This window comes from Pantoea sp. LS15 (assembly GCF_012241585.1).
Taxonomy (GTDB): domain Bacteria; phylum Pseudomonadota; class Gammaproteobacteria; order Enterobacterales; family Enterobacteriaceae; genus Enterobacter.
Window position 1 is genome coordinate 33,537 of sequence record NZ_JAAVXA010000010.1, and the last position, 20,460, is coordinate 53,996.

Sequence of the window (20,460 nt, forward strand, 5' to 3'; positions counted from 1 at the left end):
GCTCCTGACTGAGAGGGGAATGGTCAGGATTATGGGAACCGGTTTCGGCAAAGATCCAGTTATACAATAGGATAGGTATACCAAAGTATAACTATACCTAAGGTTAACTATACGAAGAGATAATTACGCGCGGCGACGGAAAACCGCAGGATGAGGGGGACTTTATCACCGTGGCACTCACGGTGATTTCTACCCTTAACCACTGGAAAATGCTATGACCTCTTCAAAGCTCGAAGTGTTAACCCCTGCGAACTGTCAGATCATCTTTATCGATCACCAGCCACAGATGGCGTTTGGCGTGCAGTCTATTGACCGCCAGGTGCTGAAAAACAACACCGTGGCGCTGGCGAAAGCGGCCAAAGTGTTCAACATCCCAACCATCATCACCACCGTTGAGACCGAAAGCTTCTCCGGTAACACCTATCCGGAGCTGCTGGACGTGTTCCCGGGCCAGGACATTCTGGAGCGTACCTCCATGAACTCCTGGGACGACCAGAAAGTACGTGACGCGCTGAAAGCCAACGGCAAGAAGAAGGTGGTGGTTGCCGGTCTGTGGACCGAAGTGTGCAACAACAGCTTTGCCCTGTGCGCGATGCTGGAAGGCGACTACGAAATTTATATGGTGGCGGACGCGTCTGGCGGCACCTCCAAAGACGCCCACGACTTCGCGATGCAGCGCATGATCCAGGCGGGTGTGATCCCGGTAACCTGGCAGCAGGTGATGCTGGAGTGGCAGCGCGACTGGGCGCGTAAAGAGACCTACACCGCGGTAATGGATATCGTGCGTGAGCACTCCGGCGCGTACGGCATGGGCGTTGATTACGCCTACACCATGGTGCACAAAGCACCGTCTCGCCAGAAGAGCGAGCACCGCACCTTAGCGCCAGTCCCGGCCCGCTAAGCCCCGGCGGCGGGCTGGTCCCTCATCCGGCTCGCCACTGCCTCTTTCTCTGGAGTTAACAATGAGTACTGGGCTGATATCCCTTGCGGCAGGCGTGTTGATTGGCCTGATGTATGCCGTGCTGAAGGTGCGCTCCCCCGCGCCGCCCGCGCTGGCGCTGATTGGCCTGCTGGGGATGCTGGCAGGTGAACAGGCGACGCGCCATCTGTTATCTCGCGACGGTGCGCCTTCCCCTCAGGTGACTGTTCCGCAGGTTAAATCGCAGACAGGAGCGTCATCATGAAAGCATGGATAATTTCGCTGGTGTGCGGCGTAGTGGCTGGGGTAATTTACGCTCTGCTCGATGTCCATTCTCCGGCACCACCAGTTGTCGCCCTGCTTGGCCTGTTTGGCATGTTGGTGGGCGAACAGCTTATCCCGGTGGGACGGCGTTTATTGAGTCGCGAACCGCTGACCCTCGCCTGGTTTCGTCACGAATGCGTGCCGAAAATCAGTGGCACGGCGCCCCCTGCGCCCGCGAAGGAAAATCGCGACGTTTAATGATTTGTTAGAGGAAAGACAGCATGACGCTGCCGTGGCGCATTGCCATCATTGATGACGAACGTTCCGTCCGCAGCGGGCTGAGTAATCTCCTGGAGTCGGAAGGCTATTCGACCGATACCTTTGATTCGGCAGAGGTGTTTTTGAGCCATCCCCTCGCGTTGTCCGACGCCGCACTGGTGATCACCGATATTAAGTTGCGGGGTATGAGCGGCCTTGAGTTGTTTGAAAAGCTGCGGTTGCTGGCCGTACCGCCGCCCCCTGTACTCTTTATCTCCGGTCATGCTGATGAAAATATGCAGCGGTACGCTCTCAGTCTGGGCGCCGCTGCATTTTTGCGTAAGCCTATTAACATCGATATTCTGCTGGACCATATTCAGCGGGAGCTGGCCCGCCGACAATAAGGATCGCGGATGAACGAAAATGAGCAGCCTGCATTCTGGCCCGCCCAGGGGAATCTTCATCAGGGGCGGGTTTTTGTCCTTAAAGAGGATGTGATTTTTACCGTTCTGGCACAGGAGGGCGGTATTGCCTGGATGCACGCACGCCATCCCCATTCCGGCGGTTCATTTATTATTGCCACCGCGGTCAGCGACGAGGAGGAAGAGCGGGCCACCCGGCTGCTTAAAAACGAGTTTGCGCTGCGTGATGTGCTGCAGGACAGCTGGGCCATCCGTGCTGTTGCGTCTACCCAGTACCGGGGGCGCTTCGCGCTGGTTTACGCCCCGTTTTCATTTGAACTGCTGGCGCGGCGCGCGGGCAGGGCGATCTCAGGTATCACGCGCTTTATCGAACTGGCGATCCAGATCTGCGTTCCCCTGCGTCAGATGCATCTGCAAAACCTGATCCACGGTGATATCAAGCCCGGCAATTTTTTTGTTCATCACGATGCCACCTGTCGTCTGGGCAGTTTCGGTCTTTCCTGTAGCCTCTCGGGAGCCTTCTCCCAGACCCGGCTTGCTGTTTCAGGCGGTACGCCTGCGTATATGTCGCCAGAGCACACGACCCGCACCCAGCGCCCGGTCGATGGTCGCAGTGATCTCTACAGCCTCGGCATGGTGCTGTATGAACTCCTGACCGGACGCCTGCCGTTTGAGTTGGGGGAGGATGATCAGACCAACTGGGCGCATTACCATATTGCCTCGGCGCCGCTGGCCCCGCACGTGATTCGTCCGGACGTGCCAGGAATGTTGTCGACCATCATCCTGAAGCTGCTGGAAAAGAATCCTGATAACCGCTACCAGACGGTCGACGGGCTGATTGCCGACCTCCGTCGCTGCCAGGCGACGTTGACCTGCGAGGGCGAGATCGTCGCCTTTACGCCCGGGCAGCAGGACCGAACTCCGGCGATCCATCTGGCGGACTCCCTGTTCGCGACGCATCCGCAGGCGAATGACGTCATTGCCGCATTTGAGAGGGTGGGACAGAACCTGGTGCCGGAGCTGGTGACGATTGGCGGGCCGTCGGGTATCGGGAAATCCTCGATCATCGCGACGGCACTCAAAACGCTGCAGCAGCGTACGGTGCTGCTGGCGGTGGGTAAAGTTGATCAGTTTTCGCCGTCGCTGCCCTACGGCGTATTAAGCTCTGCGTTCCGCACCCTGACGCTGCACCTGCTGGGGCTGCCCGCAGACGATGTGGCGAAGTGGAAAATTCGCCTGTCCCGCGCCCTGGAGGGGTACGAAGCGCTGGCTGTCAGCCTGGTGCCTGAACTGGGCCTGCTCCTTGAGAGCAAACCGCGTTTTTCGGCGGATACGTTTTCCATTGATGCCCGGGCGCGCTTCAGCCACATGGTGCTGGCGCTGGTAAAAACCTTTGCCGCTCAGGGATGCCCGCTGGTGCTGGTGCTCGACGATCTTCAGTGGAGCGACGCCGCCAGCCTGCATACGCTCAAACATCTGCTGATGAACTGTGGCGCTATCCCGCTGCTGGTGGTTGTCGCTCACCGCGATATCAGCTCGTTGTCCGAACTCACGCTGCAACAGCAGCTGGCGAGCCTGCCGGAGGCGGCGCAAAACGCGAGCGAGATTGTCCCGCAGGCGCTGTCCGTGAAAGCGGTGGCGCGCTGGCTGGCAACGGTATTTCGTACCCGCAGCACGGCGACGACCGATCTCGCTACGCTGATCCACGAGAAGACGGGGGGCAACCCGCTCTTTGTGCATGAGTTTTTCCGCCGCATCGTCGATGACGGGCTGGTGGTGCACAACAAATATCAGGATAAGTGGCACTACGATCTGCAGGCGATCCGCGCCCGGCATTACACCGAAAACGTCGTCACCCTGGTGCTGGAACAGCTTGAAGAGATGCCCGATGAGACGCGTCGCCTGCTGGGCAGCATCGCTTGTCTCGGTGGCACGGGCGAGATGGAGATGATATGCCGCGTGGTCGGCATGTCGATGGCGGAAATGCGCTATGCGCTGCACCCGGCGGTGATGGCCCAGCTCATCGTACTGACGGAAAAAGAGTACGCCTTCACCCACGACCGGGTGCAGGAGGCCGCTTTTGCGCTGCTGGATCAACATGAGAAAAGCCATCTTCACCTGACCACCGCCAGCTTGCTGGCCGACGCTGCGCGTCAGGCGGCGGGGAACGAGCTTTTGTTCCGCGCCGTTCATCACGTCACGGCCGCGCTGGACAGCATCCAGCCCGCCCCGCAGCGCCAGATGTTCCGCGAGCTGAGCCTGCTGGCGGCGCGACGCGCAAAGCGATCGGGGGATTACCTTTCGGCGCTCAGCTATATCCAGACCGCCAGAGCGCTGGGCAACGCCGGGGTGGTGTCAGACTTTATGCTCGATATTGAAGAGGCGGGCTGCGAGTTTGCGCTGGGGCATCTTGAGCGGACCCGCAAGCTGTGTGACGCCATTCTAGGTTGCCCCGGCGGGCTGACCGAAAAGGCGCTGGCGGCTAACCTGCTGGTGGAAGTGTACATTCGCCAGTCAGACAGCCGTCTTGCGCTGGAAGCGGCGCTCTGCTGGTTGGGGGTTTTTGGTATCCAGATCGGCCGCTATCCTGAAGATGCCGATTGTGACGAAGCCTGGGAACACTTCTGCAACCGTGTGGGTGACGCACCACAAAATCGCTATGCCCAGCTCTCTCGCATGGATAACCCGGAAACGGAAGCGGTGATGAACCTGCTCTACAGCGCCAGTATTTGCGCAAGCTTCATCTGCCCGCGTCTGCACTTTTTGCTGCTCTGCCGCATGATGCACCTGACCCTCGACCACGGTATCACCGGTGCCTCCACGACGGCGATGGCCTGGTTTGGCGTGCTGATTGGCCAGCGCTACGCCGAGTATCGTCTCGGGTTCCAGTACGGCACGCTGGCTCACAAGCTGGTGAACCGTCACGGCTATGATGCGTTTGAAGCCAAAACCCTGCTGCCGCTTGATCAACTCAGCGTCTGGACCCAGCCGCTATCGTTCACCATTGAGTGTGCAAAAGCCTGCTTCACCTCGGCGGTGACCCACGGGGATATGACGATGGCCTGCTTTGCGGCTTGCCATCAGGTCATTAACTTCCTCTCACGAGGCGATCACCTGGACGGGGTGCTGACCAGCATCGATCGTGGCCTGGCGTTTGTGCGTAAAACCCACTTTCAGGACGTTGAAACCATCTTGCTGGTTCAGCGCACCTACGTTGATTTTTTGCGCACGCCGACGATGGGGACCTGGACCGCGTCTCAGGTGCTGCCTGAGGCGCTGCTTCCCGCGTCGCCGGAGCAGGCGCCGGAGCAAACCTCGACCATGTTGTTCTGGTACTGGCTCTACCGCGGCATGGCACACTTTACCTGCGGGGAGTATGCCGATGCGCAGGCAGATCTTGAGATGGCGGGCTGGTACGCGTGGTCTGCGCCAGGGCACATCCATCTGCTGGATTACCATCTTTACAGCGCCCTGGCACTTTCCCGGCAGCTGACGCCGGAGACTTTCTCGGCGAATCACCGCCGCAGTATTCACGCCCACTACGACAAAATAGCCCTCTGGGCGCGCATTAATCCCGGTACATTCGCGGATAAAGAGGCGCTGATCTATGCCGAAATTGTGCGTCTGGATGGGATGAACAGCATTGCGCTTGAGCAGTATGAGAAAGCAGTCCGGCTTTCCCGCGAGGGCGGGTTTAATCCGATAAACGCCCTGGCCCACGAGCTGGCGGGGCGCTTTGCGCTGGCCTGCGGCTACCCGACCGCCTCGGACGCGCACTTCCGCGGGGCGATAGCCGCCTGGGGCCGCACGGGCGCACAGGCCAAAATTCGCCAGCTGGAGCAGGATTTCCCGCATCTGTTGGCCTCCGGACAGGCCAGTGCCTACGACACAGTGGCGTTCGCCCAGAATGAGACGATCCGCGATCTACAGAGCGTGATCAAAGCCTCTCGCGCGCTCTCGGAAGAGATTAACCTCGAGCGGTTGATCGAAAATCTGATGACGATCCTGCTCGAACGCGCCGGGGCGCAGCGTGGCCTGCTGCTTCGCGTGAGCGATAACTTGATCCCGGAGATCGAAGCCAGCGCCTGGACCAGTACCGAAGGCGTGCGGGTGCGGATCCTGAAAGATGTGCCGACGGCGACCGACATGCCGTTGTCGGTGCTGGCCGCGGTGATCCGTACCGGGCAGGAGATCCGCACCGGTAAGCCGGAGGAGTTCCATCCCTTTAGTCAGGACCCTTATCTGGTGACCTCGGGGGCGGCCGTCATGTGCGTCCCGATGTTCAAACAGGCGCGGCTGGTGGGCGTACTATACCTGGAAAACCGCCTGATGCCGGAGGTCTTCACCGCCGAGCACTCGCGTGTGGTGAGCCTGCTGGGCGCGCAGGCCGCGATATCTCTGGAGACGGCGCGGTTGTACGCCGAGCTGCTGGCGGAGAATATCCAGCGCCGACGGGTGGAGAAAGAGCTTCGTGCCAGCCAGACCTCGCTGATGCTTGGCGAGCAGATCAGCCACACCGGTAGCTGGCGCTGGGAGCTGGAGCAGGATCTGATGTTTGTCTCGGAAGAGTACGCCCGCATTCTCGGCCTGCCCGAACAGCAAAAGATGATCTCCATGGCGGAGTTTTTGACTTTCGTCCATGAGGACGATTATGCCCGCATCAGCGCCATCGTCACCGGGAGTGTGCGCGATGGGCTCTCCATGCGCGCGGAATTTCGGGTTAAGCGTACCGACGGTTCAACGCGCTACATCCTCGGGATTGGCGATCCCGTGGGCGTGGGCAGCGAGGTGAACGAGTATTACGGGATCATCACCGATATCACCAGCCAGCGCGCCGCAGAGGATGCCATGCGGGTGGCGCAGGCGGATCTGGCGAGGGTTTCCCGCGCCACCACCGTCGGGCAGCTAACCTCGTCCATCGCCCATGAGATCAACCAGCCGCTGATGTCGATCGTCTCTAATGCCGGTGCGAGTTTGCGCTGGCTCAACCGCGAGCCCGCCCGTCTGGACAAAGTGCGTGAGGGGCTGGAGGAGATTGCCGCGGAAGGCGCGCGGGCGGGGGAGATCATTCGCAGTATTCAGTCCCTGACGCGCAAGCAGGATCCCACCTTCTCGCGCATCGACATGCACTACCTGATCCACCATATCATCACGCTCTCCCGTAGCGAGCTGGAGCAGAGACACATTAGCGTTGATTATCTGTTAAAGGCGCAGGAGAGTTTTATCATCGGCGATAGCGTGCAGATCCAACAGGTGCTGTTGAACCTGGTGATGAATGCGGTAGAGGCGATGGCCGAGGTGAAGGATCGCCCCTGTACCATCACTCTCAGTACCCGCAATGCAGACGGGAAAGTTATTGTGGAGATAGCGGATACCGGCAGCGGCATTGAACCCGATCAGCTGGAGCAGATTTTTGACTCGTTCTACTCCACCAAAGCGCAGGGGATGGGGATGGGGCTAACCATCAGCGCCAGCATCATTGAGCGTCACTGCGGGAAGCTGAGCGCGCACCAACGGGAGCCACACGGCACCGTGTTTGCCTTTGCGCTGCCGCTGGCTGAACAGGATACGTAAACGTTACTCCGCAGGCAGGTTTTTGGTCAGGCGCTCAACGGCCCTGACCAGCTCCGCGACGGAACGCACCTGCATTTTCTCCATCACGCGGCGACGATGCACTTTCACGGTGATTTCGCTGACGCCTAACTCGGCGGCAATCTGCTTGTTCAGCATGCCGCTTATCGCAAGCTGGAGCACTTCATGTTCGCGCGGTGTGAGGGACATATGCCGCTGCTTCAGGGCGTAATGCTCTTTATTGCGCACCGCGTTGTTTTCCGCCAGCCGAAGCGCGGATTCAATTGCGTCGATAAGCGCGTTAGATTCAACGGGTTTGGTGAGAAATTCGTAAGCGCCGCCCTTGATAGCGCGCACCGACATCGGGATGGTGCCGTGGCCGGTGAGAAAAATAATCGGGATCTCGCGCCCGGTTCCCTTGAGGGTATCTGCCACCTCAAAACCCGAGATGGTGGGCATTTGCATATCGAGGACCACGCACGACGGTAGCTCTTCAAAGCGGTGCTGAAGAAACGCTTCTGCCGATGAAAAGCCGATAGCGTTCAGGCCTGCCGATCCCAGTAACCCGATTACGGCGTGCCTGACTGCGTCATCGTCATCAACCACATACACAATGTGTTCCATTCACCGCCCCGGTGCTGATTTACATGTCGAGGATGTAAACAGTTCCGACGGGTACGTAAGAGACTGTTTATGCTGACTTTCATCTTAACACATTAACTATCATTATCATTTAACAATATGATAACCGTGTGAAGATGAAGTATAGCGAGCCGTGGTGGGGCGGTTAAGGAATGAAACGCTGATTTTATGCACCGACAAGCTGTCTGTCTCAGAGGACTTTGACCCGTAAAACAGGCTACACTCTGGTTTTGAGCGCGATAAGCTGAGGAAATAACAATGCACTACACACTGAAAGAAAGTGACAAGGATAAGGCAGAAGGGGCAAACGGCGCAGGCGCGCTGCAGCAAAAACTGCTGGAATCCCGTTCGATTGTCATCTCTGGTGAGATCAACCAGGAACTGGCGCAGAAAGTTATCACCCAGATGATCCTGCTGCAAAGCGTAAGTAACGATCCGATCAAACTGTACATCAACAGCCAGGGCGGCCACGTGGAAGCGGGTGATACCATCCACGATTTCATTAAATTCATCCGTCCGGACGTGCACGTCATTGGCACCGGCTGGGTCGCGAGCGCCGGGATCACCATCTTCCTGGCGGCGAAAAAAGAACATCGCTACTCACTGCCAAATACCCGCTTCATGATCCACCAGCCGCTGGGCGGCGTACGTGGTCAGGCGACGGACATCGAAATCGAAGCGCGTGAGATCATCCGTATGCTGGATCGCGTGAATAAGCTGATCGCTGACGCTACCGGCCAGCCGCTGGAAAAAGTGAAAAAAGACACCGACCGTAACTTCTGGATGTCTCCGGCTGAAGCGCTGGATTACGGTATCGTGGGTAAACTGATTACCCATTATGACGAGCTGAAGCTCGATTAAGCGCTAATATCGCGTATGTGTCGGGTGGCGGCTTCGCCTTACCCGACCTACTCAAGCTCGTTTGACCCATGACAAGTTCCCCCTCCACCGTCTCCCCTATAATCGCGCCTGTTTCCCCTCTCACTGGTGCTACCCATGGCGTATCAACTGAACCTGAACTGGCCGGAATTTCTCGAAAAATACTGGCAGAAAAAACCCGTTGTGCTGAAAAATGCCTTCCCGAATTTTGTTGACCCGATTACCCCGGACGAGCTGGCTGGCCTGGCGATGGAGCCGGAAGTCGATAGCCGTCTGGTGAGCCATTTCAACGGTAAATGGCAGGCCAGCAATGGTCCGTTTGAGCACTTTGATGGTCTGGGTGAAACCGGCTGGTCACTGCTGGCACAGGCGGTGAACCACTGGCATATGCCTGCGGCAGAGCTAGTGCGTCCGTTTCGCGTGTTGCCAGACTGGCGTCTGGATGACCTGATGATCTCCTTCTCTGTTCCGGGTGGTGGCGTAGGCCCGCATATCGATCAGTACGACGTGTTTATCATTCAGGGGATGGGTAGCCGCCGCTGGCGCGTAGGGGACAAGCTGCCAATGCGTCAGTTCTGCCCGCATCCGGCGCTGCTGCATGTCGATCCATTCGAGCCGATCATCGACGAAGATCTGGCTCCGGGCGATATCCTCTACATTCCACCAGGATTCCCGCACGACGGTTTTACCCATGAAACCGCGCTGAACTACTCTGTCGGTTTCCGTGGGCCAAATGGCCGCGATCTGATCAGCAGTTTTGCCGATTACGCGCTGGAAAACGATCTGGGGGGAGAGCATTACAGCGATCCGGATCTGACCTGCCGCGAACACCCCGGCCGCGTGGAGCAGTATGAGCTCGATCGTATTCGCCAGATGATGATCGACATGATCAGCAAACCTGACGATTTCACGAAATGGTTCGGCAGCTTTGTCTCTACGCCGCGTCACGAGCTGGATATTGCTGCTGCGGAACCGCCATACTCAGCGGAAGAGGTGATTGATGCGCTACAGGGCGGCGAAAGGTTATCTCGCCTGAGCGGACTGCGCGTACTGAACATTAACGGCAGCTTCTTTATCAACAGCGAACTGCTGGAAACGGTAGATGCGAAGGCCGCAGATGCGTTGTGTCGCTACACCGAACTTGGTCAGGCCGAGCTGGGCGATGCGCTGAAAAACCCGGCGTTTGTTGAAGAGCTCACCGGGCTGATTAACCAGGGATACTGGTACTTCGACGAGTAGTGCTGCACGGTTTTCTCCCTCTCCCTGTGGGAGAGGGCCGGGGTGAGGGCATCAGGCCGCGCTAGCCCTCCTCCATCGCAATCACAATCGCCTCGCCCATCTTCTTCAGTGCATCACGATTTTTGTCCGTCGGGGGCAGCGCCACGTTGATCCGCAAGCAGTTGCGATACTTCCCGGAGGCGGAAAACAGCGACCCGGCCGCCGCCTGGATCTTCAGCCGACACAGTTGTTTGCTGACGCACACCATGTCCACTTTCTCTGGCAGCTCAACCCACAGCAGGAAACTTCCCTGCGGACGCGTCACGCATATCCCCGCCGGAAAATACTGCCGGACCCAGCAGGTATAGGTTTCCATATTCTGCTGATAGATCTGACGCATACGGCGCACGTGGCGATGATAATGGCCGTCGCGAATAAACGCTGCCACCGCCATCTGGGTGCCGGGTACGTTAAAGCCACCTGCGGCGTATTTCATGTGCATCACCCGGTCGTAATAGCGTCCCGGGACAATCCAGCCGACGCGCAGACCCGGCGCAACGGTTTTGGTAAATGAGCTACAGAGGATCACGCGGCCGTCAATATCCATCGAATGAATGGTGCGCGGGCGCGGGTATTCCGCCGCCAGCTCACCGTAGATATCATCTTCCACAATCACAATGTCGTGCCGCTGGGCCAGAGCCAGTACCTGCTTTTTACGCGCTTCCGGCATGATGAATCCCAGCGGGTTATTGCAGTTCGGCACCAGGATCACCGCTTTAATCGGCCACTGTTCCAGCGCCAGTTCTAACGCTTCAATGCTGATCCCGGTTTCAGGATCGGTGGGAATTTCAATCGCCTTGATGTCAAAGCCGCGCAGCATCTGCATGGTACCGTGAAACGACGGCGACTCGACTGCCACGATATCACCCGGCTTGCAGACTGAGAGCAGAGCAATCGACAGCGCGCCGTGGCAGCCGTTGGTGATCACAATCTCATTCGCCGCGACGGTCGAGCCGCCATCCAGCATCAGGCGGGCGATCTGCTCGCGCAGCTCAAGACGGCCGTCGAGTACGTCATAGCTCAGCATCTCGCTCGGGTTGTGTTGCGCGATACGGCTCATCTCGCGCCACAGAGGCTTCAGGCTTGGCTGGTTAATGTCCGGTGAGCCGCCACCGAAGGAGATCATCTCTTTGTCGGCGCGGGCATCCAGCAGCATCATCACCTCATCCCATTGTGTCACGTCCACGGGCCGCTGCACCGGGCGCGTCATGGCCGGAACGGGGGGCTGGGATTTACGTTGTGAGACAAAATATCCGGAACGCGGCTGGGGGGTGATCAGCTGGAGATTTTCGAGGATCTGATAAGCCTGCTGTATGGTGCTGATACTCACGCCGTGCTCCTGGCTCAGCGCACGTACCGACGGTAAACGTTCCCCGCTGCGATACAGCCCTTGTTCAATGCGTTCTGCCAGAAGGTTGGCCAGATGTTGGTAGCGCGTCATGCTGTATCCTTTGTTTTCACCATACAGATTGTAAAACCAGTACAGATTGCCGCAAAAAAAGGCATGCAGATACTGTTTTAGCGGATCTGTATGTTAAACAAAAGCTGTTTTTGAATCTGTATTGTGCATGCCGTTTTCCCTGATGATATTCCCACTGGCACAGCGAGGAGAGCATCATGGAATTCTATGAGAATCGTTCAAAACGTCCGTTTATTGCGTTTGTCTGGATCGCGAAAACGCTACGCAACTGGTACCGCATTCACCGTACCCGCCGCATTCTGAGTCAGATGAGCGACGAGCAGCTCAGGGATGTTGGGTTGTCGCGGTATGATGTGTGATCGTCCCGGCCGGGTAGGGCGCAGCCGCTACCCGGCAATGTTCAGCTATCAGTGCAGGCATTTTTTCGATCGAGACTTTGTACAAACCAATCAGCTTCTTTTATTATTACATCGTGAAAAATGTGCAGGGCGTTATTATCCGCCCCAATTTTTAGTTTTAATGAAAGGTGAATAATGGGCGCACAACTTTGGATGTCTCCTTTGACAGGTTACAGACGTAATGGTACCCGCTTCGAATCCATCAATAGTATTTTCCTTGAAAAGATTTCTGTGAGCCTCATTTGCGAACCAATTCTATGCTGTAAAGATAGCGATGATGCATCTAATGCACATTATGCTCTTACTCAAAGAGACTTTGACATTACTGCCGTAGTCAGTGAAAAAGGTGAAATTATAGGTCAAGTTGAAAGGGCAAAACTAAAGCAAGGAAAAGTTCGTGATTATATTATTAGAATAGAAAAAACATCATGCATTGATGATAAAACATCTCTTGTAGAACTTCTCGAAATTTTAAACGATGATTTTTTTAAGTATGTTACAAGTGATGGTAAAATTGTAGCGATAATCACTCGTGCAGATCTAAATAAACCCTTGCCTCGTACTTATTTTTTTGGTGTCATTTCATTGGTAGAAATGCATCTTAATTTCTGGATAAATTATTATTTTCCAGATAATCAATGGCAGCAATACGTTAGCTCAGAAAGAATGGAAGGTGCGAACAATATTTTCGAGACAAGAAAGGGTCTCAATGACTCTATATCATTACTAGATTGCATCCAGTTTTGTGATAAGAAATCTATCCTAAGGAATAATAGTGAATTTCTTTCGACATTTGAATTTAGTAGTAAAAGTAAATTTGATCGCTATATGAAATTAATTGAAAAAATACGTAATGAAATTGCGCATAGCCAAAATTCAATTATCTCAGGTTTAGAATGGGCGGATTTTGTGCATACACTATCTTTTTCAAGAAGCCTCCTGACATTGTCCGATGCAAAAGTAGAGGAAGACTGCCGAAAAAAAGCCGAACAATTTAAAGATGATATACTTGTTTCGATCAGAGTATCTTAAAGACAAACTAAGGCTCAAGATGATTTTTCTATTATTATGAGTGTTTCTGAATAGGGTCGTTTTAGAAGCTGTATTGCCTCCTGATACGTTCGCACATTGTTATAACCCATCACCAGCCCATAACGTTTACCCGACCCGCGATACCACTCCGAGAGCGCATTCACCTGCAACTGCTGTTCCTGCCAGCAACGGGCGATTTCTCTGTCGCAACTGCCTTTCGCCAGAAAGGCCACAATATGCATCCCGCCATCGTTTTGCTCGGTGAAAAACAGATCGCCATACACCTCGCGCAGGGCGGCAATCATCCAGTCGCGGCGGGTCTGGTATAGCGCGCGCATCTTTTTCAGGTGACGGAAAAAATGGCCTTCGTTGAGAAACGCGGTGAGGATCTTTTGCGTCAGCACCGGCTGGCCGCTGGTGGTGATGTCTGCGCAGTCGGTAAACGCCCCGACGGTGCTGGCGGGCATCACCACGTAACCCATGCGCAGTGACGGCATAATGGTTTTGCTGAAGGTACCCATAAAGATCACCCGGTCGTGCTGGTCGAGGCTTTTCAGCGAAGGCAGTACCTTACGGGTGTAATGAAATTCACCGTCGTAATCGTCTTCAATAATCCATGCTTCGTTCTGGCTGGCCCAATCGAGAAGCTGCTGTTTACGCGGCAGGGAGAGCGTCACTGCCAGTGGGCTCTGGTGCGACGGGGTGACAATGGCAAAACGCGCATCGCGATGGTGACGAAGTAGATACTCCGTGTCGATGCCGCAGCGATCGACCGGAACCGTGTGCAGGCGCGGCACGATCCGCTTGAGCAACTGCTGGCCCATAAAGTAGCCCGGATCTTCAAACACCACCTTATCACTGCGGCTGGCGAGGGTGTCGAGGATCAGGCGCAGGCTGCCGCTGTAGCCGCTGGTGATCAGCACCTGTTCGGCGCTGCAGGAGAGCCCGCGCGAGATGTTGAGATAGCTGGCGATGGCCTGGCGCAGCGGATACCAGCCCAGGACTGGCGGGTTGAGCATCTCCTCCTGGCGCATGGCACGCGTTGCCTGGCCTGCCAGCAGCAGCCATTTTTTATACGGGAAGCTGTCGAGCGCGGGGATGCCGGGGCGCAGAAAACCGGCCCGTTCTCGCTGGCTAATAAGCGATGCCGGAAGCGTACCGGTGGGCTGTTCCGCAGGGGCATTTTTCTCCGACAATAGTAAATCCGGGTTGACCCGCGTGCCGCGCGCACCCTGACTCACCAGATACCCTTCGCCCGTCAGGATGGCATAGGCCGTTTCGACGGTTTTGCGCGCCACTTTCAGCTCTTCGGCCAGGACCCGAATAGCAGGCACTTTGTCGCCAGGCTTCAGCACGCCGCGCGTGATGTTGTCGCGATAGCGGGTATAGATCTCGTGATAACCCGGCTTCATGTCCTACCTCATTTCACGTTTTTTGTATCTTTTTACTATGTCATGAACGGCGTAGATTTGCCTCATCGCATGACACATGCCGCACAAAAAAGAGGAAAGACAATGAGCACTCGCGTTAACCACCATAAAGCCACTCCCGCCCTCGCCAACGCGCTGTCTGCCCTGAGCATGGAGGTGGCGAAAACCTCCATCGACCCGGCGCTGAAGCACCTGATCGACATTCGCGTGTCGCAGCTGAACGGCTGCACCTTCTGTCTGGATATGCACTCGAAAGAGGCCAAAATTGCCGGCGAGCGCGAGCTGCGCCTGTACCATCTGGCGGCATGGCGTGAATCCCCGCTGTTCAGCGCCCGCGAAAAAGCCGCGCTGGCCTTCACCGAAGCGCTGACCCAGATTGGTGTGCATGGTGTGAGCGATGCGCTCTACCGCAGCGTGGCGGAGCACTTCTCGGACGTCGAGATTTCAGAGCTGAATTTCGCCATCGTGGCCATCAACGCCTGGAACCGCCTGGGGATCACGTCCCGCATGGCTCCCGGCTCGCTGGACGCGGCTTACGGGCTGAATAAAGCTAACCTGGAATAATCCCGCGCTCGCGGATCATCGCCACCAGCGCCCGTAGTCCTGGCGGGACGTGGCGGTGGCCGGGGTAATACAGGCGCAGCCCGGCAAAGGGCTGCGCCCAGTCGTTCAGGACGCTCACCAGTTCTCCACTCTCAAGCTCTTCCCGGATATACAGTTCCGGCAAAAATCCCACGCCTAATCCCGCTTTCACGGCGCGGATCGAAGCAAAAAGATCGGACGTCGCAAAGCGCGGCGGCACGGCAAGCGCGTACGTTTCACCCCGACGCGCCAGCTCCCAACGGTAGATCCCGCCGTGGGCCATACGCATGCCGATCCCCTGGTGTTGCAGCAGATCGTCCGGCGTCTCGGGTATGCCGTGCAGGGCGAAATAGCCCGGCGTAGCGGTGATAAGCTGGCGGATCTCTCCGGTCAGCGGCACGGCGATCATGTCCTGAGGCACGGACTCTTCAAGGCGGATCCCCGCGTCATAACCTTCAGCAACGATGTCGATCATCTTTGCTTCGCTTACCGTTTCCACGCGCATTTTTGGGTAGCGGATCATAAAGTCGATCAGCAACTGATCCAGGAATAGCGTGCCGATATTGTTTGGCACGTTCAGACGCAGCGTTCCGGCGGGTTCCCCGGTATCGCTGTGGATCTCCTCGCTGGCGAGACGGATCGCCTGCAATGCTGGGCCAATACGTGCCACGTAGCGCTGTCCGGCATCGGTGAGCGCTACGCTGCGGGTGGTGCGGTTAAAAAGGCGGGTATCAAGGCGACTCTCCAGCCCGGCGATAGCATTGCTCACCGCCGTGGCGGACATCCCCAGCTCCTGCGCCGCGCCGCGAAAGCTACCGCGCCGCACGACGGCCATTACCACTTCCAGCTCTGTCAGACCTGAACGATGCATAGATTATCCTGAAAATCGAAACAACCCTTGCAGCATAGCGTGGATTATCGCAACGGAGAAGCCGTGCCAGACTGTCCTTACACAACCTCAGGAGGGTTATATGCACACTATCGAGCAGATCTTTATTAACGGCGAATTTGTTACCCCGCACGGCACCGAACGGTTTGATTTGTACAACCCGGCGACGGCGCAGGTCATAGGGCAGGTTCGCCTGGCGGATGAGGTTGACGCAGAGCGCGCCATCGCGGCGGCGAAAGCGGCGTTTCCGGCATGGTCGCAAACCTCAAAGCAGGAGCGCATCGCTGCGCTGAAGCGTATGCACGCGGCTGTGGTGGCCCGTCATGACGATCTGCTGGAAGCCGTCATCGAAGAGTACGGCGCGCCGGCCTCGCGCTCGGCGTGGATGGCCAGCTATCCGGCAGATGTTATTGCTCAGGCGATAGAGGCGCTGGAGGCGTTTGAATTCGTGACCCCCGCAGGCGCGGCAACGGTGCAGATGACCCCGCTTGGTGTGGCCGGGCTGATTACGCCGTGGAACAGCGACGCGGGCTTTATCTGCGGCAAGCTGGCAGCCGCGCTGGCAGCGGGCTGTACGGCAGTTATCAAGCCGAGCGAAATGAGCGCCCTGCAAACCCAGATTATCACCGAAGCGCTGCGTGATGCCGCGCTGCCGCCGGGTGTGTTTAATATCGTCACCGGGCGTGGCGAAACGGTGGGTGACACCATCAGCCGCCATCCGGACGTGGCAAAAATTTCGTTCACCGGTTCGACGAATACCGGTAAGGCTATCCTGCGCAACGCGGCGGAAAGCTTTAAGCGCGTGACCCTGGAGTTAGGTGGTAAATCGCCGACGATCCTGCTGGATGATGTGGAGCTGGTTAAGGCTATCCCGCTTGTGATTCAGGCCGGGTTTATGAACAGCGGACAGGCGTGTGTGGCCGGAACGCGCATTCTGGTGCCGCAGTCGCGTAAGCTGGAGATCGAAACCGCGCTGGCGCAGGCCGTGGCGGCGGTGAAATCCGGTGACCCGCGCGATAGCGAAACGGATGTCGGCCCGATGGTCAGCGAAAAGCAGTGGCAGCGGGTACAGGGTTATATCCGCAAGGGCACAGAAGAGGGGGCACGCCTGCTGGCGGGCGGTGAAGGGCGACCGGAAGGCACGCAGGACGGCTGGTTTGTGCGTCCGACGCTGTTTGCCGACGTGAATAACCAGATGACGATTGCCCGTGACGAGATTTTTGGCCCGGTGTTGTGCGTGATCCCCTATCAGGACGAGGCGGAGGCTGTCGCCATTGCCAACGACACCGAGTATGGTCTGAGTGCGATGGTACTGAGTGGTGATGTGGAGCGTGCGCGTCGCGTGGCGCAGCAGATTGTCTCCGGTCGCGTGCTGGTAAACACGCTCACTCATGAACCGAAAGCACCGTTCGGCGGGTTTAAGCACTCTGGCGTGGGGCGTGAGATGGGCGAGTGGGGGATTCGGGCGTTTATGGAGCCGAGGTCGATTCTGGGCTAAAACTTCGCTATTCACCGAAGCATTGTACTTTTCCATCCTGCATGCTCTCCTCAACATCACCACGGAGAGACCCTCATGATCGCAGTCATTTTCGAAGCCAAAGCCGCGCCAGCCCATCAGGCGCGCTATCTTCAGCTTGCCGCAGAGCTTAAGCCTTTGCTGGCCGACATCGACGGCTTGATTGATATCGAACGTTTCCAGAGCCTGACCACCGACGGCAAAATTCTGTCCCTTTCCTGGTGGCGTGACGAAGAGGCTATCCGTCACTGGAAGCAGAACGTTTTTCACCAGGCGGCGCAGGCTGAAGGACGGGCGTCAATTTTTGCGTACTACCGCATTCGGGTGGCACAGATGGTGCGGGAGTATAGTTCCGAAACCGGAGGGCATGCCGATGTATGACGTTCATGTGATTTTCAGCGACAGGCCCGGCGAACTGGCGCGCTTTGGGCAACTGTTAGGCCGCAACGGCGTGGGGCTGGAGGGCGGTGGCGTATTTGGTACCGATGCCCATTTTCTCGTTGAGGATGGAGAAAAAGCGCAACGTGTTCTGATGGCGGCAGGATTTACCGTGCAGGCGGTGCGCAAGCCGATTATCAGGAAACTCAGGCAGGAGCGGCCCGGCGAGTTAGGTGACATCGCGGCGGCGCTGGCGGCACGCGGTGTGTCCATTCTTACTCAGTATAGCGACCACGCAAATCACCTTATTCTGCTGACGGATGATGATAAGCTGGCCGCTGAGATCACCGAACCCTGGGCGACCCATGTTAAAAACGAGCTTACCGCCAGATAACAGTGCGGTGCTGGAACAGGCCATTGCAGCGGTGGCGGCGGCAATGGCCGATCCGTCGCGCGTGAAGATGCTCTGCGCGCTGATGGACGGGCGCGCGTGGACGGCTACCGAACTGAGCACCGCGGCAGACGTTGCGCCGTCGACCGCCAGCGGGCATCTCGCCCGTCTGGTGGAAGGGAAGTTGATTACCTGCCTCTCTCAGGGTCGTCACCGCTATTATCGCCTTGCCGGGCACGACGTGGCGGAGCTGGTGGAGCAGATGATGGGGCTCTCCTGGAGTCGCATTACGCCGCCGGAAACCACCGCGCCGAAAGCCATGCGGGAAGCCAGGACCTGCTACGACCATCTGGCGGGTACGGTGGCGGTGCAGATCTACGATTTCATGCTTGCGGAAGGCTGGCTGGAGGCAGACGGTTCAGCGCTTACGCTATATGGCCGTGAGCAGTTCCTGAAACTCGGCATTTCGTTAAATGCTCATTCCCGCCGGAAGGCCTGCTGCGTCTGCCTCGACTGGAGCGAGCGGCGGTTTCACCTGGGCGGAGAGGCGGGCGCGGCGCTGCTTACTCATCTGGAAAGTAAAGGCTGGATCCAGCGGGTGGCGGGGTATCGGGAGGTGGTGGTGACGGCATTGGGGAAGGATGTCATTACTAAACATTTTAGCCGTTAAGTTCCGCTGCGGGCTGATGCCCTCACTCTGTCCCTCTCCGACAGGTCTGGTGTACCTCCTATTGCTCCTGGTAACCCTGTTCCAAAAACAGGCTTTCTGTACAATAGTTCTCTATACCCAAACTGACCCAGGCTGGTCGGTTAAGGAATATTCGTCCTGACGACAGAAAAGGAATATGCAATGGATATCGCTCTTTTTCCTGGGCAGAGTCGGCGCCAGTGGGCTGATACAATGATCAATCTGGAAGCCCGAAAGCTTGTGAATACCGCAAATACCGTCGCGGCCATGCACCTCAGTGATTCACTGACCCGTCTGAAATTTGTGGATGAAATAAGACAGGTTGTCATGCAACAGTTTGACGCGGCGAGGAGAGCAAAGAGCGATGAAGAATGCATTACCTGCCTGAAAAAACTAAGGGCTGAGAATGAGTTCCTGCTTGAACAGTCGCGCATGTTGAAAACCGGTTATGCCCGAATCTACGCTGAAATTCAGTATGTAACAGAGCAGAATAAAATTGTCGGATACTTCATATCCGGGATTAAGGTCGTTCTCGCCGGCGTTCAGGCTGTGTTTGGCGGTGTTATGATCGCAACGATGACGCCTGCTGGTATGCTTGCCGGTGCCGTTCTGGTCGGTGATGCCCTTAATACGGTATCACGGGAGGCAGCCCGCCAGCTCCTGAATGAACCTGCTTCAGAGGGGATCCTTGCGGACGGCGCCATGTCCGTAGCGGAATTTATGGGCTTCAGCCGCGATGTCGGCCTGGGGATCTTTAATGCAACTACGCTTGCAGCCAACGTTTATGGTGTGTTTGGTCTGACCGGGAAAGCTGAGGCCTGGCGTCTTTTTCGTTACCTTCCTGGAGACTATTACCGCAAGGTGGAAACCATGTCTCCGGGCAAACTGACGATGAAGGTTCTGGGATGGGGGGTCAGTGCGAAGGTGGTACTGGAACTCCTTACCCGTGATGACCGGAGTCGCTGATATGTGATCTCATCAGCTTCCATGATTTATAGCCAAGTCTGACTGGCATCACCAGAAGCAGCACAATCAGCAGAAAGACGACGGCAACCAGACAGGAGATAACATGGCTGGCACTGCCAAAGATCGCGGTGAGCAGGGTGATGATGGCCATCCCGCCTGTGATCCAGGCTACCGACAGGAAATAGCCGGCCAGATCTTTCAGAACCTTTTCCTGAGATTCCCCCGTCGCCTGGTGACGTTTGATTCTCTCGATATCCTTACTGGTGAATCCTGCCGCTATTAGTTCCTGGTTTTTCACTGTCATTCACGTCTCCTTTAACCTGATAAAAAGAATACACTATTTATAAGACCGGTTCCTTCCTGCTTTTGTCTTCACCTGCCTTGATTATTGTGCCGTTGCCGTTAAATGATGTGGCTGGCAGACTACAGGATAGAAAGGAAGTGTTTACACTGACGCCATCAGGCAAGCAGCATCAGGCACCGGCGGGTTCTGTCATACCTGATCCGGCATGACCATATTACTGGGGATCCCTCAGC

General features: G+C 56.8%; 20 protein-coding genes. 15 read left to right on the plus strand and 5 right to left on the minus strand.

Features of this window, described 5'->3' with window-relative positions; translation table 11 throughout:
* Window positions 1-214 precede the first annotated feature (214 nt).
* From HED65_RS15180 to HED65_RS15200, 5 genes are all read left to right on the plus strand, one after another.
* A complete protein-coding gene (locus tag HED65_RS15180) occupies window positions 215-901 on the plus strand; it encodes a hydrolase (protein WP_114979185.1) in 687 nt (228 codons plus the stop codon).
* Window positions 902-962: 61 nt separating this feature from the next.
* Window positions 963-1,184 carry a DUF1427 family protein gene (locus tag HED65_RS15185; protein ID WP_114979186.1) on the plus strand — a complete coding sequence of 74 codons (222 nt, stop codon included), beginning with the start codon at window positions 963-965 and terminating at the stop codon, window positions 1,182-1,184.
* A complete protein-coding gene (locus HED65_RS15190) occupies window positions 1,181-1,441 on the plus strand; it encodes a XapX domain-containing protein (protein WP_114979187.1) in 261 nt (86 codons plus the stop codon). The genes HED65_RS15185 and HED65_RS15190 overlap by 4 nt, the downstream gene beginning before the upstream one ends.
* 23 nt (window positions 1,442-1,464) lie before the next feature.
* A complete protein-coding gene (locus tag HED65_RS15195) occupies window positions 1,465-1,845 on the plus strand; it encodes a response regulator transcription factor (RefSeq protein WP_114979188.1) in 381 nt (126 codons plus the stop codon).
* A 9-nt stretch (window positions 1,846-1,854) separates the two neighbouring features.
* Entirely contained in the window at window positions 1,855-7,437 is a 5,583-nt protein-coding gene (locus HED65_RS15200) for a trifunctional serine/threonine-protein kinase/ATP-binding protein/sensor histidine kinase (protein ID WP_114979189.1), read from the plus strand.
* Between the two features lie 3 nt (window positions 7,438-7,440).
* On the opposite strand, the gene HED65_RS15205 is transcribed toward HED65_RS15200, so the two are convergent.
* Window positions 7,441-8,058 (minus strand): response regulator transcription factor, encoded by a 618-nt coding sequence (locus tag HED65_RS15205; protein ID WP_114979190.1) that lies wholly within the window; start codon window positions 8,056-8,058, stop codon window positions 7,441-7,443.
* A 276-nt stretch (window positions 8,059-8,334) separates the two neighbouring features.
* On the opposite strand from HED65_RS15205, the gene HED65_RS15210 reads away from it, so the two are divergent.
* Both HED65_RS15210 and HED65_RS15215 read left to right on the plus strand, forming a co-directional pair.
* Entirely contained in the window at window positions 8,335-8,937 is a 603-nt protein-coding gene (locus HED65_RS15210; protein WP_028016528.1) for an ATP-dependent Clp protease proteolytic subunit, read from the plus strand.
* Window positions 8,938-9,072: 135 nt separating this feature from the next.
* Window positions 9,073-10,194, plus strand: coding sequence for a ribosomal protein uL16 3-hydroxylase (locus HED65_RS15215; protein ID WP_114979191.1), 1,122 nt, complete (start codon window positions 9,073-9,075; stop codon window positions 10,192-10,194).
* Between the two features lie 61 nt (window positions 10,195-10,255).
* On the opposite strand, the gene HED65_RS15220 is transcribed toward HED65_RS15215, so the two are convergent.
* A complete protein-coding gene (locus HED65_RS15220) occupies window positions 10,256-11,674 on the minus strand; it encodes an aminotransferase-like domain-containing protein (protein WP_049004983.1) in 1,419 nt (472 codons plus the stop codon).
* Between the two features lie 176 nt (window positions 11,675-11,850).
* Here HED65_RS15220 and HED65_RS15225 point away from each other — a divergent pair, with 176 nt between their 5' ends.
* Both HED65_RS15225 and HED65_RS15230 read left to right on the plus strand, forming a co-directional pair.
* Window positions 11,851-12,012: a DUF1127 domain-containing protein gene (locus HED65_RS15225; RefSeq protein WP_049004982.1), complete on the plus strand. Its 162-nt coding sequence runs from the start codon at window positions 11,851-11,853 to the stop codon at window positions 12,010-12,012.
* Window positions 12,013-12,186: 174 nt separating this feature from the next.
* Window positions 12,187-13,083 (plus strand): CBS domain-containing protein, encoded by an 897-nt coding sequence (locus HED65_RS15230; protein WP_114979192.1) that lies wholly within the window; start codon window positions 12,187-12,189, stop codon window positions 13,081-13,083.
* A 14-nt stretch (window positions 13,084-13,097) separates the two neighbouring features.
* On the opposite strand, the gene pdxR is transcribed toward HED65_RS15230, so the two are convergent.
* Window positions 13,098-14,495, minus strand: a complete 1,398-nt coding sequence (gene pdxR / locus HED65_RS15235) for a MocR-like pyridoxine biosynthesis transcription factor PdxR (protein WP_114979193.1) — start codon at window positions 14,493-14,495, stop codon at window positions 13,098-13,100.
* A 102-nt stretch (window positions 14,496-14,597) separates the two neighbouring features.
* Here pdxR and HED65_RS15240 point away from each other — a divergent pair, with 102 nt between their 5' ends.
* Window positions 14,598-15,077 (plus strand): carboxymuconolactone decarboxylase family protein, encoded by a 480-nt coding sequence (locus HED65_RS15240; protein WP_008501331.1) that lies wholly within the window; start codon window positions 14,598-14,600, stop codon window positions 15,075-15,077.
* Here the strand turns inward: HED65_RS15240 and HED65_RS15245 are convergent.
* On the minus strand, window positions 15,064-15,966 hold the full coding sequence (locus tag HED65_RS15245; protein ID WP_114979194.1) for a LysR family transcriptional regulator: 903 nt from the start codon (window positions 15,964-15,966) through the stop codon (window positions 15,064-15,066). The two genes, HED65_RS15240 and HED65_RS15245, sit on opposite strands and share 14 nt — an antisense overlap.
* Window positions 15,967-16,066: 100 nt before the next feature.
* Between HED65_RS15245 and HED65_RS15250 the strand changes: the two genes are divergently transcribed.
* From HED65_RS15250 to HED65_RS15270, 5 genes are all read left to right on the plus strand, one after another.
* Window positions 16,067-17,482 carry an aldehyde dehydrogenase family protein gene (locus tag HED65_RS15250; protein ID WP_114979195.1) on the plus strand — a complete coding sequence of 472 codons (1,416 nt, stop codon included), beginning with the start codon at window positions 16,067-16,069 and terminating at the stop codon, window positions 17,480-17,482.
* Between the two features lie 75 nt (window positions 17,483-17,557).
* Window positions 17,558-17,881, plus strand: a complete 324-nt coding sequence (locus tag HED65_RS15255; RefSeq protein ID WP_114979196.1) for an antibiotic biosynthesis monooxygenase family protein — start codon at window positions 17,558-17,560, stop codon at window positions 17,879-17,881.
* Complete coding sequence (locus HED65_RS15260; RefSeq protein ID WP_114979197.1) at window positions 17,874-18,272, plus strand: amino acid-binding protein; 399 nt, start codon at window positions 17,874-17,876, stop codon at window positions 18,270-18,272. The genes HED65_RS15255 and HED65_RS15260 overlap by 8 nt, the downstream gene beginning before the upstream one ends.
* Window positions 18,244-18,939, plus strand: a complete 696-nt coding sequence (locus tag HED65_RS15265; protein ID WP_114979198.1) for an ArsR/SmtB family transcription factor — start codon at window positions 18,244-18,246, stop codon at window positions 18,937-18,939. The genes HED65_RS15260 and HED65_RS15265 overlap by 29 nt, the downstream gene beginning before the upstream one ends.
* A 180-nt stretch (window positions 18,940-19,119) precedes the next feature.
* The gene (locus HED65_RS15270) at window positions 19,120-19,923 is read left to right on the plus strand and encodes a DUF4225 domain-containing protein (protein WP_114979199.1); all 804 of its coding nucleotides are present in this window, start codon (window positions 19,120-19,122) and stop codon (window positions 19,921-19,923) included.
* Here the strand turns inward: HED65_RS15270 and HED65_RS15275 are convergent.
* On the minus strand, window positions 19,898-20,227 hold the full coding sequence (locus HED65_RS15275; RefSeq protein ID WP_114979200.1) for a hypothetical protein: 330 nt from the start codon (window positions 20,225-20,227) through the stop codon (window positions 19,898-19,900). The two genes, HED65_RS15270 and HED65_RS15275, sit on opposite strands and share 26 nt — an antisense overlap.
* Between the last annotated feature and the right edge of the window lie 233 nt (window positions 20,228-20,460).